Annotated in this window: 19 protein-coding genes; 10 read left to right on the top strand and 9 right to left on the bottom strand. The window is 32.0% G+C overall.

Annotated elements, in window-relative coordinates:
• The first annotated feature begins 48 nt into the window (after positions 1–48).
• The 7 genes from QZZ53_RS12345 to QZZ53_RS12315 all read left to right on the top strand — a co-directional run bounded on the left by QZZ53_RS12345 (position 49) and on the right by QZZ53_RS12315 (position 7,239).
• Positions 49–1,080 carry an iron ABC transporter permease gene (locus QZZ53_RS12345; RefSeq protein WP_296385103.1) on the top strand — a complete coding sequence of 344 codons (1,032 nt, stop codon included), beginning with the start codon at positions 49–51 and terminating at the stop codon, positions 1,078–1,080.
• The gene (locus tag QZZ53_RS12340; protein ID WP_296385101.1) at positions 1,081–1,875 is read left to right on the top strand and encodes an ABC transporter ATP-binding protein; all 795 of its coding nucleotides are present in this window, start codon (positions 1,081–1,083) and stop codon (positions 1,873–1,875) included.
• Positions 1,876–2,093: 218 nt separating this feature from the next.
• Entirely contained in the window at positions 2,094–3,791 is a 1,698-nt protein-coding gene (locus tag QZZ53_RS12335; protein ID WP_296385099.1) for a hypothetical protein, read from the top strand.
• Positions 3,792–3,863: 72 nt separating this feature from the next.
• Positions 3,864–4,433: an SCO family protein gene (locus QZZ53_RS12330; protein ID WP_296385097.1), complete on the top strand. Its 570-nt coding sequence runs from the start codon at positions 3,864–3,866 to the stop codon at positions 4,431–4,433.
• A gap of 56 nt (positions 4,434–4,489) precedes the next feature.
• The gene (gene rmuC, locus QZZ53_RS12325) at positions 4,490–5,812 is read left to right on the top strand and encodes a DNA recombination protein RmuC (protein WP_296385095.1); all 1,323 of its coding nucleotides are present in this window, start codon (positions 4,490–4,492) and stop codon (positions 5,810–5,812) included.
• A gap of 102 nt (positions 5,813–5,914) precedes the next feature.
• Positions 5,915–6,526 (top strand): transcriptional regulator, encoded by a 612-nt coding sequence (locus tag QZZ53_RS12320; protein WP_296385092.1) that lies wholly within the window; start codon positions 5,915–5,917, stop codon positions 6,524–6,526.
• Positions 6,523–7,239, top strand: a complete 717-nt coding sequence (locus QZZ53_RS12315; RefSeq protein WP_296385090.1) for a DUF3307 domain-containing protein — start codon at positions 6,523–6,525, stop codon at positions 7,237–7,239. Before QZZ53_RS12320 ends, QZZ53_RS12315 begins: the two co-directional genes overlap by 4 nt.
• Before the next feature lie 197 nt (positions 7,240–7,436).
• Here the strand turns inward: QZZ53_RS12315 and QZZ53_RS12310 are convergent, their stop codons facing one another.
• From QZZ53_RS12310 to rpmH, 3 genes are all read right to left on the bottom strand, one after another.
• Positions 7,437–8,081, bottom strand: a complete 645-nt coding sequence (locus QZZ53_RS12310) for a T9SS type A sorting domain-containing protein (protein ID WP_296385087.1) — start codon at positions 8,079–8,081, stop codon at positions 7,437–7,439.
• A gap of 70 nt (positions 8,082–8,151) precedes the next feature.
• On the bottom strand, positions 8,152–11,007 hold the full coding sequence (gene carB, locus QZZ53_RS12305; RefSeq protein ID WP_296385085.1) for a carbamoyl-phosphate synthase large subunit: 2,856 nt from the start codon (positions 11,005–11,007) through the stop codon (positions 8,152–8,154).
• A gap of 101 nt (positions 11,008–11,108) precedes the next feature.
• A complete protein-coding gene (rpmH, locus tag QZZ53_RS12300; RefSeq protein ID WP_186846246.1) occupies positions 11,109–11,270 on the bottom strand; it encodes a 50S ribosomal protein L34 in 162 nt (53 codons plus the stop codon).
• A gap of 228 nt (positions 11,271–11,498) precedes the next feature.
• On the opposite strand from rpmH, the gene QZZ53_RS12295 reads away from it, so the two are divergent.
• Complete coding sequence (locus QZZ53_RS12295) at positions 11,499–12,077, top strand: DUF2892 domain-containing protein (protein ID WP_296385084.1); 579 nt, start codon at positions 11,499–11,501, stop codon at positions 12,075–12,077.
• A gap of 71 nt (positions 12,078–12,148) precedes the next feature.
• Here the strand turns inward: QZZ53_RS12295 and QZZ53_RS12290 are convergent, their stop codons facing one another.
• Together QZZ53_RS12290 and QZZ53_RS12285 are read right to left on the bottom strand one after the other, a co-directional pair.
• Positions 12,149–13,075 carry a lytic transglycosylase domain-containing protein gene (locus QZZ53_RS12290; protein WP_296385082.1) on the bottom strand — a complete coding sequence of 309 codons (927 nt, stop codon included), beginning with the start codon at positions 13,073–13,075 and terminating at the stop codon, positions 12,149–12,151.
• Positions 13,076–13,157: 82 nt separating this feature from the next.
• On the bottom strand, positions 13,158–13,820 hold the full coding sequence (locus tag QZZ53_RS12285; protein WP_296385080.1) for an alpha/beta hydrolase: 663 nt from the start codon (positions 13,818–13,820) through the stop codon (positions 13,158–13,160).
• Positions 13,821–14,008: 188 nt separating this feature from the next.
• On the opposite strand from QZZ53_RS12285, the gene QZZ53_RS12280 reads away from it, so the two are divergent.
• Positions 14,009–14,305, top strand: a complete 297-nt coding sequence (locus QZZ53_RS12280) for an N-acetyltransferase (protein WP_296385077.1) — start codon at positions 14,009–14,011, stop codon at positions 14,303–14,305.
• A gap of 58 nt (positions 14,306–14,363) precedes the next feature.
• Here the strand turns inward: QZZ53_RS12280 and mtaB are convergent, their stop codons facing one another.
• Positions 14,364–15,695 (bottom strand): tRNA (N(6)-L-threonylcarbamoyladenosine(37)-C(2))-methylthiotransferase MtaB, encoded by a 1,332-nt coding sequence (gene mtaB, locus QZZ53_RS12275; protein WP_296385075.1) that lies wholly within the window; start codon positions 15,693–15,695, stop codon positions 14,364–14,366.
• Between the two features lie 45 nt (positions 15,696–15,740).
• Between mtaB and QZZ53_RS12270 the strand changes: the two genes are divergently transcribed.
• Positions 15,741–17,360, top strand: coding sequence for an ABC transporter substrate-binding protein (locus QZZ53_RS12270; RefSeq protein WP_296385073.1), 1,620 nt, complete (start codon positions 15,741–15,743; stop codon positions 17,358–17,360).
• 7 nt (positions 17,361–17,367) lie between these two features.
• On the opposite strand, the gene QZZ53_RS12265 is transcribed toward QZZ53_RS12270, so the two are convergent.
• The 3 genes from QZZ53_RS12265 to QZZ53_RS12255 all read right to left on the bottom strand — a co-directional run.
• On the bottom strand, positions 17,368–18,309 hold the full coding sequence (locus QZZ53_RS12265) for a hypothetical protein (protein ID WP_296385071.1): 942 nt from the start codon (positions 18,307–18,309) through the stop codon (positions 17,368–17,370).
• Complete coding sequence (locus QZZ53_RS12260; protein ID WP_296385069.1) at positions 18,278–19,453, bottom strand: GlmU family protein; 1,176 nt, start codon at positions 19,451–19,453, stop codon at positions 18,278–18,280. Before QZZ53_RS12260 ends, QZZ53_RS12265 begins: the two co-directional genes overlap by 32 nt.
• A gap of 128 nt (positions 19,454–19,581) precedes the next feature.
• The coding region (locus QZZ53_RS12255) for a type B 50S ribosomal protein L31 (RefSeq protein ID WP_296385064.1) at positions 19,582–19,808 on the bottom strand (227 nt) is incomplete at its 5' end.

Genomic DNA, 19,808 nt, shown 5'->3' with positions numbered 1-19,808 from the left:
GAATTATTGGAAGGCTACACACCCTATTTTTTTAAACATCTTAATTAATTGAATAACCCAAAGACATATCGATCTCAATTCCTATTACTAATAGTAACCTTACTGATATGCTTTCTTGCTAATATTAGTTTAGGTTCAGTTAGCGTTCCTCTAAAAAGTATTTTTAATAGTTTTTTCGGAACTGTTGAAAGTTCAATACGCTACGACATTATTATAATAGATTATAGATTACCCAAAGCAATTACTGCTATTTTAGTGGGTTCAGGTTTAGGAATTTCGGGTTTATTAATGCAAACCTTATTCAGAAATCCATTAGCTGGTCCTTTTGTATTAGGCATTAGCTCTGGTGCAAGTTTAGGAGTTGCTTTAGTCATTTTGGGTTCAGGACTTTTTGGTGGATTATTTACTACAGCTCTAATTTCTAAATGGAGCATTGTTATTGCGGCAAGTTTAGGCAGTTTCTTGGTTTTATTAGCTGTTTTAGCGGTTTCTAGTAAAGTACGAGATACTATGGCTATTCTTATCATTGGTTTAATGTTTGGTAGTATTACTGCCGCTGTAGTAAGTGTGCTTTCCTACTTTAGTTCTGCAGAACAGTTGCAACAATACATTTTTTGGGGATTTGGAAGCCTTAGCAATCTCTCTTGGAATGAGCTATTAATTTTCTTCGGAATTTACGCATTCGGAATTATACTTAGCATCTCTTCTATTAAAGGGCTAAACAGCCTATTGCTTGGTGATAATTACGCTAAAAGCTTAGGTTTAAATTTGAAACAAAGTCGTCTCATTATTATTTTAGCCACAAGTTTAATTGCTGGAACTGTAACTGCTTTTGCTGGTCCTATTGCGTTTATTGGTTTAGCGATTCCGCATTTAACACGTCAGATTTTTAAAACTTCTAATCATAAAGTATTATTACCAGCTGTATTTTTAATTGGTGCTATTGTAATGCTTATTTGCGATAGTATTGCACAATTACCAACAAGTGATTATATGTTACCTATAAATGCTATAACTGCTTTAGTTGGTGCACCTGTTGTAATTTGGTTATTAGTTAGACAACGTAAAATGATGTTTTAAATGAAGAAGGAAACATCACATACCATCCTTAAAACAGAACATCTTTCAATAGGTTACAAAACCAAGAAAGCAGAAACTGTAATTGCTTCAAATATCAATTTTGAGTTGAAAAAGGGTCAATTAATTGGTTTGGTTGGTGCTAATGGAATAGGTAAATCAACACTTTTAAGAACATTAATTAAAGTTCAACCTGTATTATCTGGTTCAATTTCTCTCAATAATACAGATCTAAAAACAACTTCAAATCAAGAACTAGCTAAACTACTCAGTATTGTCTTAACAGAGCCTTTAACTTCTAAAAATCTCTCGGTATTTGAACTCGTAGCTTTAGGAAGACATCCATACACTAATTGGATAGGGAATCTCACTGAAGAAGATATAGTAATCGTAAATAAATCCTTAGCATTAGTCAACGTTTCAGAATTTAAAGACAAAAAATGTTACGAACTTAGTGATGGCCAGTTACAAAAAGTTATGATTGCTCGTGCTTTGGCTCAAGATACAGATGTCATTGTTTTAGATGAACCTACTACACATCTCGATATGTATCATAAAGCATACATCTTAAAACTGCTTCAGAAATTAACAAAAGAAACTGGTAAAACAATTTTGTTTTCATCTCACGAAATTGATTTAGCCATTCAGTTGTGTGATACTATGATTGTAATGTCACCAGATAAGATAATTTGTGATCAACCATGTAGTTTAATTTCAAAAGGTGTTTTTAAATCGCTTTTCCCAAAAGACCTCATTGTTTTTGATGATAAATCAGGAAGTTTTAGAGTCACAAAATAAAAACATCTCTCTGTTTTACTTCAATTCATTTTACTGATTTTCAACACACAAAGATTTAATTACTATATTTAGCTTGATGTCTTTGAAAATTATTTCACAATTATTCACCTCTTTTTGTTTACTTCTTCTAAAAGACTATACTAATTACAAAGTAGAAAATTTTATTACCCTTCCAAAACTACTGAGATCTAATAATCGCTTAAAACACATCATTCAATATGAAGTTACCTAAGATATTTTCCAAATTAATTTATGTATTACTGTTAGTATTTATTTTCGGTTGTAAAGAAAAAACACCCAAACCAAATCCAGCATTAGCTTCTATTGATTTACAACGAGGTGATCTTTTATTGTGTGGAAGTGGGCAGTTTGGTGAACTAAAATTTTCTTTATCATGTAATTACGAAACCAGAGAAACCTTCGATTTGGCAGTAGCATTGTTACATTCTTTTCAATACACTGAATCAGAAAAAACATTTGTTAAAGTCATTGATACCGATCCAAATTGTCCGATGGCATATTGGGGAGTTGCGATGAGTATATATCATGCGGCTTGGTTTCCACCATCCGAAGAAGATTTAATAAAAGGTTCTAAAGTATTAAAAATAGCTAAAGAGCTTTCAATGGATGATAAACAAAGAGGTTATATAAATGCTATTGACTCTTTTTATACAGATTGGGAAAACATAGACCATAAAACAAGAGCCAAAAGTTTTGAAAATAAGATGGAAGCCATACATTTAAAATATCCTGAAGATATTGAGGCTGCCATTTTCTATTCATTAGCTCTGTTTTCTACTAGAGATCGTGTTGGAAAAGAGTATGTAAATGAAAGAAAAGCTGGTAAAATTCTTGAAGATTTATTCCAAGAAAACCCTAATCATCCTGGTATAGCTCACTATATTATTCACAACTATGACAACCCTATTTTAGCTCAAAAGGGTTTAAAAACAGCAAGACGATATGCTAATATTGCACCTTCCTCAGCACATGCACAACATATGCCTTCGCATATTTTTACAAGATTAGGAATATGGGATGAGTCAATAGAATCAAATGTACAATCTACAGAAAGTGCTAGATGTTATGCAGAAGCGGCAGCATTGTCTGGTTCTTATTTTGAAGAAATACATGGCATAGATTATTTAGTATATGCCTATCTTCAGAAAGGAGATAACAAAAATGCTGAAGAGCAATATAATTTAATTAAAGAACGAACAAAATTTCACCCTAAGATGTTAACGGCTATTACATATCCCTTAACAGCCATACCGTCAAGACTTGCTCTTGAAAACAAAAATTGGGAACGTGCAGCAAATTTAGAATTACAAGATGTAGAATTAGATTGGGATATTTTTCCTTGGCAAGAAGCCATACACCACTTTGCAGTTGCTATGGGAGCAGCAAACAGAAAAGACTTTAATACCGTCGAAGAAAAAATTGAAGTTTTAAAAGAATTACATCAAAATCTTGTTAATCAAAACGATAAAACAAAAGCTATTCAGGTAAAACAAGTAGAAATTCAAATTAAGACCTCTCAAGCATGGTTGAATTTCAGAAAAAATAATTCGGTAAAGGGTCTTGAATTAATGCAAGAAGCAGTGGCAATAGAACGAAAAACTAGTAAACATCCTGTTACGCCTGGTGATGTATTGCCTGCCATAGAATTATTAGGTGATATGCTTTTAGAGTTGAATAAGCCAAAAGAGGCATTAATAGCCTACGAAGAAAATTTAAAAGGGAGTCCAAATAGATTTAATGGTGTTTATGGTGCTGCTATCGCTGCTAAACAATCTGGAAACAAAGAAAAAGCGACTTCATATTTCAAGCAACTTATTAAGCTTACTAAAAACTCTAATAGTAGTCGTCCAGAAATAGAGGAAGCTAGAGCATTTATTACTAAACAACCCGTTTAAACAATGCAAATAAAACCTTTAATATTCATCTTCTCTTTAATCTTAATTACCTCATGTAACCAAAAACATGACATGCCATTACCTATATATAATCCATCCCATTTTAATCCAGAATTGGTAGATAAAAGTTTACAAGACAAAACTGAGTATCATACGGTTTCAGATTTTAGCCTCATAAATCAAAATGGAGATACTATAACCCAAGAAACATATAAAGATAAAATCTATGTGACTGATTTTTTTTTCACTAGCTGTGGTACTATTTGTCCGGTAATGACAGACAATATTGCTAAAATTCAAAAGGAATTTTTAAATGATGCTGATATTATGTTTTTGTCATTATCTGTGACTCCAGAAATTGATAGTGTTTCTGTATTAAGAGCATATGCAAATAATAAAGGAGTTATTGATTCTAAATGGAATGTAACTACAGGAGACAAAAAGCACATATATAATCTTGCACGCAAAAGCTATTTTGCCGTTGTAGAACGAGGTGATGGTGGATTACAAGACTTTATTCATACACCTAACTTTATCTTAATTGATAAAGAAAAGCAAATACGTGGTATCTATGATGGTACAAATGACGAGGACATCAAGCGTATAATTAGCGATATAAAAACTTTAAAATCTAGTAAGTAAGTTTATAAAGAGTTTCCTTAACTATATTTATCTTTGATAAATTTCTCTTTTCAAACATGAACGATACACTTATTCTATTAGTAGCTATTATCATTTCTGCAGGTATTGGCGGTTTTATTGGCTTAAAATTTTCCCAATTGAAAAGCAAAGGTGATAAGAGCACGCTCGAAGAACGTCAGCTTCAACTCAATAATACCATTGGTAACCTCAAACATACCGTTGATAAAATTGAAACTGAACGTGAAGATATTAGAAGAGAAAAAGATTTTTTAAATACTGAGCTTTCAAGAAAAAATACGGAATACGAAAACCTACAGCAACAAAATCTAAAACGCGATGAAGAGTTAGCCAAACAACAAGAGCAATTGCGAAAAGATTTTGAACTATTAGCTTCAAAAATTTTAGAAGAAAAATCAGAAAAATTCACGCTTCAGAATAAAGAAAACATTAAAAACATCTTAAATCCACTTGAAGAAAAAATAAAAACCTTTGAGAAGAAAGTTGAAGACACACAAAAGGAAAGTATAAGTATGCATTCCGCTTTAAAAGAGCAGTTGTTAGGTTTAAAAGACCTCAACCAACAAATGGCAAAAGAAGCCACTAATCTTACAAAAGCACTTAAAGGTGATAGTAAAACTCAAGGGAATTGGGGAGAATTAGTCTTAGAACGTGTTTTAGAGAAATCTGGATTAGAAAAGGACAGAGAGTATTTTGTGCAGCAGAACTTTCAGCGCGAAGATGGTTCTCGTGCTATGCCAGATGTAGTATTGCATTTACCTGATTCTAAAAAGATGATTATTGACTCCAAAGTCTCTTTAACTGCATATGAGCGTTTGGTCAATGCGGAGGATGAGGATAGAGCTCTATTTTTAAAGGCGCATGTTAATTCTATTAAAAAGCATGTCGATGATCTCTCAGCAAAAAACTACCAAGATTTATACGACATAGAGTCGCCAGATTTTGTATTGATGTTTATTCCTATTGAACCAGCTTTTGCTGTGGCTATAAATGAAGACAATTCACTATACAATAAAGCATTTGAACAAAATATAGTAATTGTCACACCCTCTACTCTACTTGCTACGCTTCGTACTATTGACACCATGTGGAATAACGAAAAGCAACAACAAAATGCTATTGAAATTGCTAAGCAAGCTGGTGCTTTATATGATAAATTTGAAGGTTTAGTAACAGACTTAACTGGTGTTGGTAAAAAGATTGATGCCGCCAAAAGTGATTATTCTTCTGCAATGAATAAATTGGTCGAAGGGAAAGGCAACCTTATTTCTCGTGTTGAGAAAATCAAAAAAATGGGTGCTAAAGCTAAGAAAGCACTTCCTGAAAGTATTATAAAACGTGCTTCTGAAGACGATATTTAGAATATTCCTCAATTAAGGCATAAATTAAATTATTCCCTAATTAAGGAATATATTAGTTTATTCCATTATAAAGGCATACATTTGATTTAGATACGACTTATTATGACAAGTGTTATTACTGGTGATATTATAAAATCTAGATCTGTAAGTGATCAAGATTTATGGTTAAAAGAGCTTAAGTATGCTTTGAGTATGCTGTCTTCAGACAAATCTTATTACGAAATCTATCGTGGAGATAGTTTTCAATTTGAATACAGAGAATACTATGCTAGTTTTAAGGCAGCCGTGTATATAAAAGCGTGCATAAAATCCATTAAAGGTTTAGATGTTAGAATGTCAATAGGCATAGGCGAAAAGTCGCATACAGGTGAAACTGTAAGCGAATCAAATGGAGAAGCTTTTATATTTTCGGGTGAAACTTTTGAAACTTTAAAAAAAGAAAAGAAAAATTTAAAAATCAAGACTAAACATTTTGAACTAGATAAAGAACTCAATCTTTACTTTAAACTCGCTTTAATTGCTATGGACAATTGGACAGTAAATTCTGCTGAAATTGTAAAATTGAGTTTAGAAAATCCAAATATGATTCAATCTGAATTAGCAAAACTAATAGGCATCAGTCAAGATGCTGTGAGCAAACGCCAAAAACGAGCATATTTAGATGAAATTTTAGAATTAGACCTTTTGTATAGACATAAAATAGCTAAACTATGATACTACTAATCTTAAAACTCCTTTTAGCTCACCTTATTGGAGACTTCTTCTTACAACCTCAAAAATGGGTTAAGGATAAAGAAAAAAAGAAACTAAAATCAATTTGGTTATATATTCATGTAGCTATCCACGTGGTCTTAATGTTTCTTATTGTATGGGATTTATCTTATACTACGCTAATTTTAAGCATAACTTTTTCGCATCTTATTATTGATGCTTTAAAACTAATCCTACAAAGGAAAAAAACGAAACGACTCTTCTTCTTCATAGATCAACTATTACATTTTATCACAATAATTGTACTAGTAACACTACTAGGTCAAAATGATTATGAATTTACCTTAACATTAAGTGCAAACCACCTTTTATTAACTATTTGCTTATTGTTTTTAACTATGCCTACTTCGATAATAATGAAAACCATTTTCACAAAATGGAACATCTCTAAACTAACTAAAGACAATGAATCTCTTAAAGACGCTGGAAAATACATCGGTATTTTAGAACGTCTTTTAGTATTTATCTTTATTGCAGTTGGTCATTGGGAAGCTGTTGGTTTTTTAATTACCGCAAAGTCGGTTTTTAGATTTGGTGATTTAGCTTCAACCAAGGAGCGAAAACTTACTGAATACATACTTATTGGTACGCTTATAAGTTTCGGAATAGCTGTAGTGGTAAGTTTAATCTATTTAAACCTTCAAACTTACATCTAAATCTCTAAATGCAATTACCAGTGCTTCTAAACATTCAGGAAGCTATTGCATAATGACTTATGTTAAAAAGATTAATTTCTTAAATCCAGTTATAGTTAAGGAACAATTAAAGGATTACTGAGTAAAAATAGACTTTAAATAAAAAAGCCATTTCATTTCTGAAACGGCTCATTAAATATAATTTTCAAAGACCTAAGCTACTGTTTAATAAATCGCTTAGTCTGTGTAATTTTATCATTAGATACTCTAACTAAATAAACACCGCTTTTCCAATTAGAAACATTTAATGAAGATTCTAATTGAGTTACTAATCCATTATAAACTCGTTTTCCTAATAGATCAAATACTTCTAACTTCATATCATCATTTGCATTCGGTAATTTTATATTAAGCTTATTTTTTGCAGGATTGGGTGAAATTATAAATTCTGTATTTTGATTTTTAAAATCTTCAGTACTTAATGTCCCTTCTCGCACAACTGTTACGCTACCGTACATAAAGGTAGAGTGAGGTGCGCAAATAAAATTATTAACACCTTCTTCTACAAACGTATACGAATATTGATATCCAAAACTAAAAGTGTCAAACTGTTCACCTGGTGTCCCAAAAATTTCTGTTGAACCAGCTTCACTTTTAACATTGTGTCCTCCTGTTATAAAATCCCAAGTTACAGTATCACCAACTTCAATTGTAATATCAGTATCAAATTGTGGCCCATTGTCAAAATTATCATCATCAGCAGGTACCGAGAAAAAATCCCACGGAATTACTATAGTCTCTGTCTGAGAGAAAGAATTAAATCCAATTAATAATACAGAAAATAAAAGTAAAAATTTCTTCATGCTGCAACATTTTTTACGAAGTTAGTAATTATTGCTTAAAGGGATTGACATTTCATCGAAAAGTATGTAATTACTTACTTAAATACATTTTTCGTCTAGAATATAAATCATAAAATTCATCATCCTTTAGACTATCAATAAATAAAATGCTTTCACCAGTACTCTTCATCTCTGGCCCTAATTGTTTATTCACATTAGGAAATTTATTAAAAGAGAAAACAGGTTGTTTTATAGCATAACCTTCTAATTGAGGATTAAAATCAAAGTCCGTTACTTTTTTCTCACCTAACATCACCTTAGTTGCATAATTTACATAAGGTTCTTTATAAGCTTTTGCTATAAAAGGCACTGTACGTGAGGCTCTAGGGTTAGCTTCAATGATATATACAATATCATCCTTAATGGCAAACTGAATATTTATTAAACCAACTGTATTTAAAGCTCTTGCAATAGTATGTGTATGACCAATAATTTGTTGCATCACAAACTCACCAAGATTAAAAGGTGGCAAGGTCGCATTACTATCGCCTGAGTGAATACCACAAGGTTCTATGTGTTCCATAATGCCTATAATATGAATATTGCCTTCAGCATCACATATTGCATCAGCTTCAGCTTCGATAGCACCATCTAAATAGTGATCTAATAATAATTTATTGCCAGGAATAGATTTTAATAAATCAATAACATGAGCTTCTAATTCATCTTTATTGATAACGATCTTCATGCCTTGACCTCCAAGCACATAAGACGGTCTTACTAAAATAGGAAAGTCTAAAACGTCTGCAATTGCCAAAGCTTCATCAGCAGTTTCGGCTACGTCAAATTCTGGATAAGGTATATTATTCTCTTTCAATATATTTGAAAAACTCCCTCTATCTTCTGCTAAATCCAAGGACTGGAAACTAGTTCCCATAATCTTTATACCATAACGCTCTAACTTTTCTGCTAGCTTCAATGCGGTTTGTCCTCCTAACTGAACAATGACTCCTTCAGGTTTTTCATGCTGAATAATATCGTAAATATGTTCCCAGAATATAGGTTCAAAATAAAGCTTATCTGCAATGTCGAAATCAGTTGAAACAGTTTCAGGATTACAGTTAATCATTATGGTTTCATAACCACATTCTGCAGCTGCTAAAACTCCATGCACACAGCAATAATCAAACTCAATACCTTGTCCAATTCTATTTGGACCAGAACCTAAAACGATAATTTTCTTTTTATCAGTGACAACACTTTCATTATGAACAGAGACCTGTCCATCAGGTGTTTCTACTTCACTTTCAAAAGTTGAATAATAATATGGTGTTTGTGCTTTAAACTCAGCAGCACAAGTATCTACCAATTTAAACACTCTATTTATATTAAGTTCACTTCGTTTATTATATACTTCACTTTCTAAACAACCTAGCATATGAGCTATTTGTCTATCACCATAGCCTTTTTGTTTGGCTTCTAATAATAATTCGCGATCTATAGAGTCAATTTTATAAGTAGAAATCTCTCTTTCTAGTTGAAACAATTCTTCATATTGCTTTAAAAACCACATGTCAATTTTAGTGATTTCATGAATACGACTCAACGGAATTCCCATTGCTATAGCATCATAAATCACAAACACACGATCCCAACTAGCATAAGTTAATTTCTCAATTACAGTATCATAATCTTTATATCCTTTTCCATCTGCACCTAATCCATTTCGTTTAATCTCTAAAGACTGTGTTGCCTTATGTAAAGCTTCTTGGAACGAACGACCAATTGACATCACTTCACCAACTGATTTCATTTGTAATCCTAAAGTTCTATCTGAACCTTCGAATTTATCGAAATTCCAACGAGGAATTTTAACAACAACGTAGTCTAACGTAGGTTCGAATAATGCAGACGTAGATTTTGTTATCTGATTATCTAATTCATCTAATGTATATCCTATAGCTAGTTTTGAAGCGATTTTAGCAATAGGATATCCTGTTGCTTTACTTGCTAATGCAGAAGAACGTGATACACGCGGATTAATCTCAATAGCAATAATTTCTTCAGCATCATCTGGACTAACCGCAAACTGTACATTACATCCACCAGCAAAATCTCCAATGCTACGCATCATATGGATAGCCATATCACGCATCTTCTGGAATGTCTTATCAGATAAAGTCATAGCTGGTGCCAAAGTAATGGAATCACCTGTATGAATTCCCATTGGATCCATATTCTCTATTGTACAAATAATAACGACATTATCGTTTTTATCTCTCAACAATTCTAACTCATATTCTTTCCAGCCAATTAAAGCTTTATCTATCATTACTTCGTGAATTGGAGAGACTTCCAAACCACGAGTAAGCATTTCATCAAAATCTTCTTCTTTGTGTACAAACGACGCTCCAGCTCCACCTAAGGTATATGAAGCTCTAATTACTAATGGAAAACCAAACTCTTGTGCAATTTCTTTTCCTTTAAGATAAGATGTCGCTGTTGCTTGTGGTGCCATGCCGATACCAATCTTTAACATCAACTCCCTAAACTGTTCTCTATCTTCAGTAATATTTATAGCATCAATATCTACACCTATAATATCTACACCAAAATCTTTCCAAATCCCTTTTTCATCAGCTTCAATACAAAGGTTTAATGCTGTTTGTCCTCCCATAGTTGGCAAAACTGCATCAATTTGTGGATGCTCTTTTAAAATCTTAATTATAGATTTTGTATTCAATGGTAACAAATACACATGATCAGCCATTGTAGGATCTGTCATTATTGTTGCCGGATTAGAATTGATAAGAATCGTCTCAATTCCGTCTTCTCTCAACGAACGTAAAGCTTGAGTTCCAGAATAATCAAATTCACAGGCTTGACCAATGACAATAGGACCAGAACCAATAAGTAAAATAGATTTAATGTTTTTGTTTTTTGGCATGAGTAATAAATATTAAGATGTGCAAAAATAGTTATCTATAGGATACAAAAAAAGGCGTTACACCTAAGTAACGCCTTTTATATATTAACAATTGTTAATCATTATCTCTTATGTCTAGCTTCAGATGATACAGACAATTTCTTTCTTCCTTTAGCTCTTCTACGTGCTAAAACTTTTCTTCCGTTAACAGAAGCCATTCTCTCTCTAAAACCGTGCTTGTTTTTTCTCTTTCTTTTCGACGGTTGAAACGTTCTTTTTGGCATGTCCTATATATTTAAAATCTGAATAATCTTTTTAATAGTTATGAGCTATCTCAAAACTGCGTGCAAATATACAACAAGTTTTCACTTTAGCAAGCAGGTAAATAAAATTATTTAAATAGAATTTAACCTAACTTTTTGTTCCGTCCGTTAATCCTTTGTTTTAAAACAAAAATGAGATTAAATTCTTTGTTTTTATTACCTTTGCGCACTGTAAAAATAATCATAAACATGTTCAATAAAAATATAAAATTAGTCATTTTCGCCTTAATCATTGCCTACGCAGTGTATCAATTCACTGAAGGCGAAATAGGTAATGGTATAATGTACATCTTACTTTCTACCATATTTATCTTCTTGTACTTTAAAAACGAGATGATTTTATTAGCTTTCTTAAAACTTAGAAAGCAAGATTTTCCTGGTGCTAAAAAATGGCTAGATAAAATTAAAAATCCAGAAGGAGCATTAGTAAAGAAACAACAAGGTTATTTAAATTACCTTAATGGTATTATGGTGTCTCAAACCAATATGAATGATGCTGAGAAATACTTTAAAAAAGCAATTGACCTTGGTTTATCTATGGATCATGATTTAGCTATGGCAAAATTGAATTTAGCTGGAATTGCCTTTTCTAAACGTCGTAAGCCAGAAGCCCAGAAATTATTAGCTGAAGCACAAAAGTTAGACAAAAGAGATATGTTAGCAGATCAAATTAAAATGATGAAGCAACAAATGAAGAAAGCGGCTATACCAAAACAACAATACGGTCAGCCAACATCAGCTAGACAAAATCGTAGAAGTAGAAGATAATTTTAACAGCACAAAAAAAAAGGCTTAAACATTAATTCTGTTTAAGCCTTTTTTTTGTGTTATTGTATATACTAATTATAAAAACCTTCTTTTGGAATTTCAATAATATAAGATTTTCTAGATTTATTATTTAAATGTTTTTCCCTTAACCAAGGGTTATGCAATTTTAATATCTTATAATTGATACCAAAACGTTTAGCAAACTGAGAAAAGCTAGTTACTGCAGTATCTACTTCAACTTTATAAGTTGGCACAGACTTGTATAAATGACTTTGGTTAAAATTAAAGCCATATCTATCAGGATGCGATAAAATTTCTTTTAATGCCACAATTCTAAACACATAACGTCCTGTTTCTTCTCCTAATAACAAATCGTAATAACCAGAAACACCTTGTGCTTTTAAACGTCTAGAAATACCTGCATTACCAGCATTATAAGCTGCTGCTGCAGAAGTCCAAGACCCTAAATTCTCCTTAGCTCTTTTTAGATACTTACATGCTACTTCTGTTGCTTTTTCAAGATTATAACGTTCATCTACATTAGAGTTGACTTCTAAACCATTTTCTCTTCCTGTGGCTTTCATTATTTGCCAAACACCACTAGCACCAGCTGGCGACTTAGCATTAGTTAATCCGCTCTCAATAACAGCTAAATATTTAAAATCATCCGGTACACCATTAGCTTTTAAAATTGGCTCAATAATAGGAAAATACTTCTGTGCACGTTTAAACATCAATAAACCATTAGATTGCCAGTATGTGTTTACCAAAAGTTCTCTATCCATACGCTCGTAGATATCTGGATTCTCAACAGGAACTAATTCTCCTGCAAAGTTTATACCTTCAGGCATTTCTAAAGCGTACACATTGTAATCATTGACAATAGGTTGTTCTTTACCAATGGTTTCATCTGATGGTGCTTTTTGCATTGAGAAGATAAAAAGACCTGATATACAGACTAATCCTATGGTGGCTAAAATATTTTTTAAGATTTGCATGGCATTATATTTTTTTCACAATGTAACTAATACCCAATAAACTTCAAAATGATTCTGGATATTCTATTTAATTCTTTCAAATTCAAGACTCTATAAGCTTTGGTAAATTTTCATTAAACCATTTGTACTTATTAATAACCATGATGTGAGTTCCTCCTTTTATAACGATACAATCTCCTTCACATGAATGCGGAAAAACAATGTCTTTATCTCCATGAATATAAATTGCATCTGGATGTGGTTCCTCTTGATCCCAACACACCACTTGCTTAATAGCCCAATCTAAATACCTTTTATCACTCACAGAAAGATACTTCTTATATAAATCTACACGTTTTTTAATAGTTTCCCCAAAAGCATACTTTGCCAATAAATCTATATTACCTATTAATTGTGTTGGCAAAATTTTATACGCTTTAGTTACTTTGAGAAGCTTAAGTCTTTTTGGCAATTCGTGATGGGATTTTACACTAGATACAACAAAAAGCTTTTTTACACTTATGTATTCGCTCATTTCTTGCACCAACATACCACCAAAAGACACTCCTAATAACACAATGTTATCATGCTTTATAAATTCGCACATTCGCTTTGCATAATCTTGAAAAGATTCATTCTTTACAGGAATTTGCCATTCTAACAAATGTATTTTATAATTCGTTTCTGGTAACTTAAAATGCTCAAAAATGGTTGGGTTAGCAGCCATTCCTGGCATTAAATAAACATGTATTAAATCTGAGTCCATTTATTTGATTAATTTTCTATAATTCTCGACGTACTATTACTAAAAAACCAAAGCCATAATCACTTTAATCGTAAGGTTTTAACAGCCAAAACTTAGGTGCTTAGTCGTTTTTTTCGTACCTTTGCACAGCAAAACTATACAAATTATAGTATCTACACGCCAACCGCTAATTTTAAATTAAAGAAATTATGACTGAAACTGCTGAATTGATTGACAATGATTTTCTGCGTCAATTTGAATTAAAGGTTGAAAATGAAATGGCAATTATTGAATATTCTTTACAAGAACGTAAGATATTCTTAACTAAAATGATTGTTCCAGAGACTATTAAAACTTCTGAATTTGAAAAAGAATTTTTAGAAATGGTTTTCGCTAATATTAAAGATCGTAATATTAGTGTGGTACCAACAAGTCCTGAAATTGCGAAATTTGTAAGAAGTAATAGAAAATATAAACGTATGTTACCAGTTGGCATTCGTATTTAATTCTAGAAAATTAATACAATTAAAAAAACCGAAACTTTATAAGTTTCGGTTTTTTAGTTTATGATACTAAGGTTTCAATAAAATCAAATCTCACAGAGCCATCATCGTCAATATTTGTCAAATGAACTTTATGCAGTGTATTTACTAGTTCTGGATTCCAAGGTGCTTTTACCTTTACATAATTTTCGGTAAAACCATGGATATAACCTTCTTTGTTTTCTCCTTCAAACAACACAGTACGCTCAGTACCTAATTGGTTCTCATAATAGGCTCTTCTCTTTTTAGCAGATAAACCTCTTAACATTTTACTTCGCTTTGCTCTTACATTCTTATACACTACTCCATCCATTTCTGCAGCTTCTGTATTATCTCGTTCAGAATAGGTAAAGACGTGTAAGTATGAAATATCTAGCTCATTTAAAAAATTATATGTTTCAAGAAACAACTCATCAGTTTCTCCTGGAAAACCAACAATGACATCGACTCCAATACATGCATGAGGCATTACTTCTTTTATTTTCGAAACACGATCAACATATAATTCTTTCATGTAACGACGTTTCATTTTCTTAAGAATAACATTACTTCCACTTTGTAATGGCACATGAAAATGAGGTACAAAAGCCCTAGATTTTGAAACTAAATCAATCGTTTCATTTTTTAATAAATTAGGCTCTATTGAAGAAATCCTTAAACGCTCAATACCTTCAACTTTATCAAGTTGAGTTACTAAATCTAAAAACGTGTGCTCATGTTTTTTATTTCCAAATTCTCCTTTACCATAATCTCCAATATTAACACCTGTTAACACAATCTCTTTAATGCCTTGTTCAGAAATCTCTTTTGCATTTTTTAATACATTTTGCATTGTATCACTTCGAGAAATGCCTCTGGCTAGCGGAATCGTACAATACGTACATTTATAATCACAACCATCTTGAACTTTTAAAAAAGCTCTAGTTCTATCACCAATTGAATAACTACCAACATAAAAATCTGCATCTTCAATTTCGCAAGAATGCACTTCTCCAAAATCGTTTTTAGTAAGATCGTTTAGGTAATCTGTAATTTTGAATTTTTCAGTTGCTCCTAAAACTAAATCAACACCATTGACATCAGCTAACTCTTCGGGTTTTAATTGCGCATAGCAACCAATTGCAGCAACAAAAGCATCCGGATTTACCTTCTGAGCTTGTTTTACAATGGTTTTAAAACGTTTGTCTGCGTTTTCAGTAACCGAACACGTATTTATCACGTAGATATCTGCAGACTCCTTAAAATCTACACGATTAAAACCCTCATCCTTAAAACTTCGTGCAATGGTAGAAGTTTCTGAGAAATTCAGTTTACAACCTAAGGTATAAAATGCGACTTTTTTTGTTGGATTCATTCTTGTACTTTTACCAAGTTGGCAAATTTACAACATAATAGTTATATGCTAAAACCCATCGAATTCATATTAAACAGATTATCATATTACCTATTGGTTTTGATGGTATTTTCCTGTTCTTCAAAACAGAATTCTAATAAAGACCAACTCGTTTTTAAATATAACGAGCACAAAAATATTGGCTCTTTAGATCCTGCATTTTCTAAAGACTTAGCAGATATTTGGGCAACACATCAATTGTTTAATGGTTTAGTTCAGATGGACGAAAAACTTAATGTAAAACCATGTATCTCGAAAAACTGGATTGTTACGGATAGTGCAACAACATATACTTTCAACTTAAGAAATGATGTGTTTTTCCATAAGCATAAATTATTCGGAAAAGACTCGACAAGAACTGTAAAAGCTTCCGATTTTGAATACAGCTTCAACAGACTAAAAGATAAGTCTGTAGCTTCACCAGGAAGTTGGGTTTTAAATAAAGTGGAAAGCTATTCAGTTATAAATGACACCACATTTCAAATTCAACTAAAACAACCTTTTCCTGCATTTTTAGGGTTATTGACCATGAAGTATTGTTCAGTGGTTCCAAAAGAAATTGTAGAACATTATGGTAGTGATTTTAGATCTCATCCAATAGGAACTGGACCTTTTAAATTTAAACGTTGGGAAGAAAATATAAAACTAGTTTTCAGAAGAAATAACAACTATTTTGAATCAGATAAAGAAGGTAATACATTGCCTTATCTTGAAGCAATAGCTATAACTTTTTTACCAGATAAACAAAGCGAGTTTCTACAATTTGCGCAAGGCAATATTGATTTCGTATCTGGTTTGGATAGTTCTTATAAAGATGAAATCTTGACTTCTGATGGAAAATTACGATCACTTTACGTCGATGATGTCAATATGATTCGTGGTCCATATCTAAATACAGAATATTTAGCGTTTTTTATGGAAACTGATGTTGATGAACTACAAGCATTAAAACTTAGAAGAGCTATAAATATTGGTTTTGACAGAAGCAAAATGATGACGTATTTGCGCAATGGAATTGGCATACCAGCTAATGGTGGTTTTATACCAAAAGGATTACCTGGTTTTGATAATTCTATTGGCTTTACCTATCAACCTGAGATCGCAAAACAATTGGTTTCTGAATTTAAATCTGAAACTGGTAATCAGAACCCAGAGGTGACCTTAACCACAACAAGTAACTATTTAAGTTTCTGTGAATTTATTCAACGTGAAATACAAAAAATAGGTTTGCAAGTCAATATAGATGTAATACCTGCTTCAAGTTTAAAAGATGCAAAAGCGAATAGTCAACTCGACTTTTTTAGAGCAAGTTGGATTGCTGATTATCCTGATGCTGAAAACTATTTATCACTTTACTATAGTAAGAATTTCTCACCAAATGGTCCGAATTACACACATTTTAAAAGTGATACTTTTGATGCAATGTACGAAGCTGCCTATCTTGAGACTAATATTACCGAACGTGAAGCTCTTTATACTAAAATGGATTCTTTAGTAATGACTTCTGCGCCAATTGTACCTTTATTTTATGATGAAGTCGTTCGTTTTACGAGAAAAAATGTAAATGGTCTTGGTATAAATGCTACGAATTTACTAGAACTCAAAACCGTTCAAAAAAACAAATAGCAAAAAACTAAAATTTAGAAAAATAATAGAGGTCATCACCACCTTCACCTTTTAATCGTCTAGATGATAAATATCCAGTAGTTAAATCATCATTTATAAAAAAAGAAAAATCGTCTCCTCGACTATTTATTGGCGCATCTAATGACACAGGTTTTTGATCAGCAACCGAAGATTCTAAATCGTAACTATAAATATCTAATCCTCCTTTACCACCTCTTCTGTCTGATGTAAAATACAACTTATTATCTGTACTTACAAAAGGGAAAATCTCTGTTCGAGATGAATTAATATTATCATCTAGCTTAGTAACTTCTCCGTAAGTTTTATGGCTAGAAACAGAAACCTTATATAAATCTGATTTGCCTTTTGTGCCTTTTACATCAGCTATAAAATAAAGTGTGGATCCATCTGGACTTAATGCAGGATGTGCAAAATTGTGATCAGGATCACAAAACGGTAAAACTTCAAAATTTGTCCATCCTGTTCCTTCAACATATTCAGCACGTTTAATTTGAAGATTATAAGTTTCTATACCTTTTAACTTATTAGCCCCTTTATCTTCATGATTTGTTGTAAAATACATGTATTTACCATCTTTAGAAAATGTAGAAGACGACATATTAAAACGACCTAATTCTGTTTTTACAATCGGTTTTTCATTTTTAATTTCACCATCTTCATTAATTAAAGCTTCGTACATTATATAGTAAAACCCACCATATTTATCTTTAATTGCTCTACCCCTTTTAGTTGTAAGGTTATGACTAAAATAGATTTTATCGCCTACTACGCGAGCCGCAAAATGATCTAGTTTGGTGTTAATTTCGAGTTTTTTTATAGCAACACTTTTGTCTTGAGAAAATCCATAGGTTAAGGCTAATAAAAAAAGTAGTGTAAATTGGGTTCTAAACATGACTTTATTCTCTTCTATATTGTTTTGTTTCTTCAAAAATATGCTCTAAAATAGCTTTATCTTTTTTAGTAAATTCTTCTTTACGTCTAGCCATAACAACTTCAGCGACTTCAAACGCCTTATTCGTTTTATAGGTTACAAAACCTTTACTTCCTCCCCAAGAAAAGCTTGGCACAAAGTTTCTAGGAAAACCACTTCCAAAGACATTAGCACTTACTCCAATAACTGTACCAGTATTAAACATAGTATTGATTCCGCATTTACTATGATCACCTATCATTAGTCCACAAAATTGTAAGCCCGTTTTAGCAAAACCTTCTGTTTGGTAATCCCAAAGTCTTACTTCAGCATAATTGTTCTTTAAGTTACTATTATTTGTATCAGCTCCAAGATTACACCATTCACCTAAAACTGAATTTCCTAAAAAGCCGTCGTGACCTTTGTTAGAAAAACCAAAAATAACAGAGTTATTTACCTCACCTCCTATTTTACTATATGGACCTACTGTTGTTGGTCCATATACTTTTGCTCCCATCTTTAGTGTAGCATTATTACATAAAGCTAATGGACCTCGTACTATTGACCCTTCCATTACTTCAGCATCTCTACCAATATAAATTGGTCCTGAACTAGCATTAAGTGTTGCAAAATTTAAAGTCGCTCCCTTTTCAATAAAAATATTTTCGGGATTTATAGTATTGATTGTTGCAGGTATTGGTTGTGATATTCTATCCTTTGTTATTAAATTAAAATCTTCAACTATGGCTTCGCCATTTTTAGAAAAAATATCCCAAGTGTGCTTTATTATTAGAATATCGCCTAAAAATTCAACAGCCTCAAACGTAGAAAAATCTTTAACCTCCTCTCCCTCTTTCGCGAAAAAAGCAATAACATCTTCATCTTTAAATAAGGCTTGATTGTGCTTCAAATTCTTAACAAACTCAATAACTTCTAGATTTGGTAAGAAGGAGGCATTAATCATAATGTTTTCTTCCATCTCTACCATCGGAAACTTATCCGCTAAATAATCTTCAGTAACAGTGGTTGTCGTATATTCTAGATACGATTCCCATTTCTGACGAATGGTTAATATACCAACTCTAATATCTGCAACAGGTCTTGTAAATGTAAAAGGTAAAAGGTTATTACGATATGGACCATCAAATAATATATAGTTCATGAGAATGCTTAATTTTTGAATATTAGCTTTTTTAAGTTTAGATATAACATCAAAAGTAGCTTAATTGTGTAAAACAAAAAAGCCTTTCTGTTGACAGAAAGGCTTTTTCGATTATCGGTAAGCTATGCTTATTTCTTAAACTTAGCGTATTTGCTTTTAAACTTATCAATACGACCAGCTGTATCTACTAATTTAGATTTACCTGTATAGTATGGATGTGATGTTCTAGAAATTTCCAACTTAACTAATGGATATTCAACACCGTCAACTTCAATAGTTTCACTTGTATCTGCTGTAGACTTCGTTAAAAACACATCTTCATTTGACATATCTTTAAACGCTACTACTCTATAAT

This window comes from Winogradskyella sp. (assembly GCF_016744625.1).
In the GTDB taxonomy this organism is placed as follows: domain Bacteria; phylum Bacteroidota; class Bacteroidia; order Flavobacteriales; family Flavobacteriaceae; genus Winogradskyella.
Note: the sequence above shows the minus strand (reverse complement) of the source record. Positions and strands in the feature narration are given on the sequence as shown.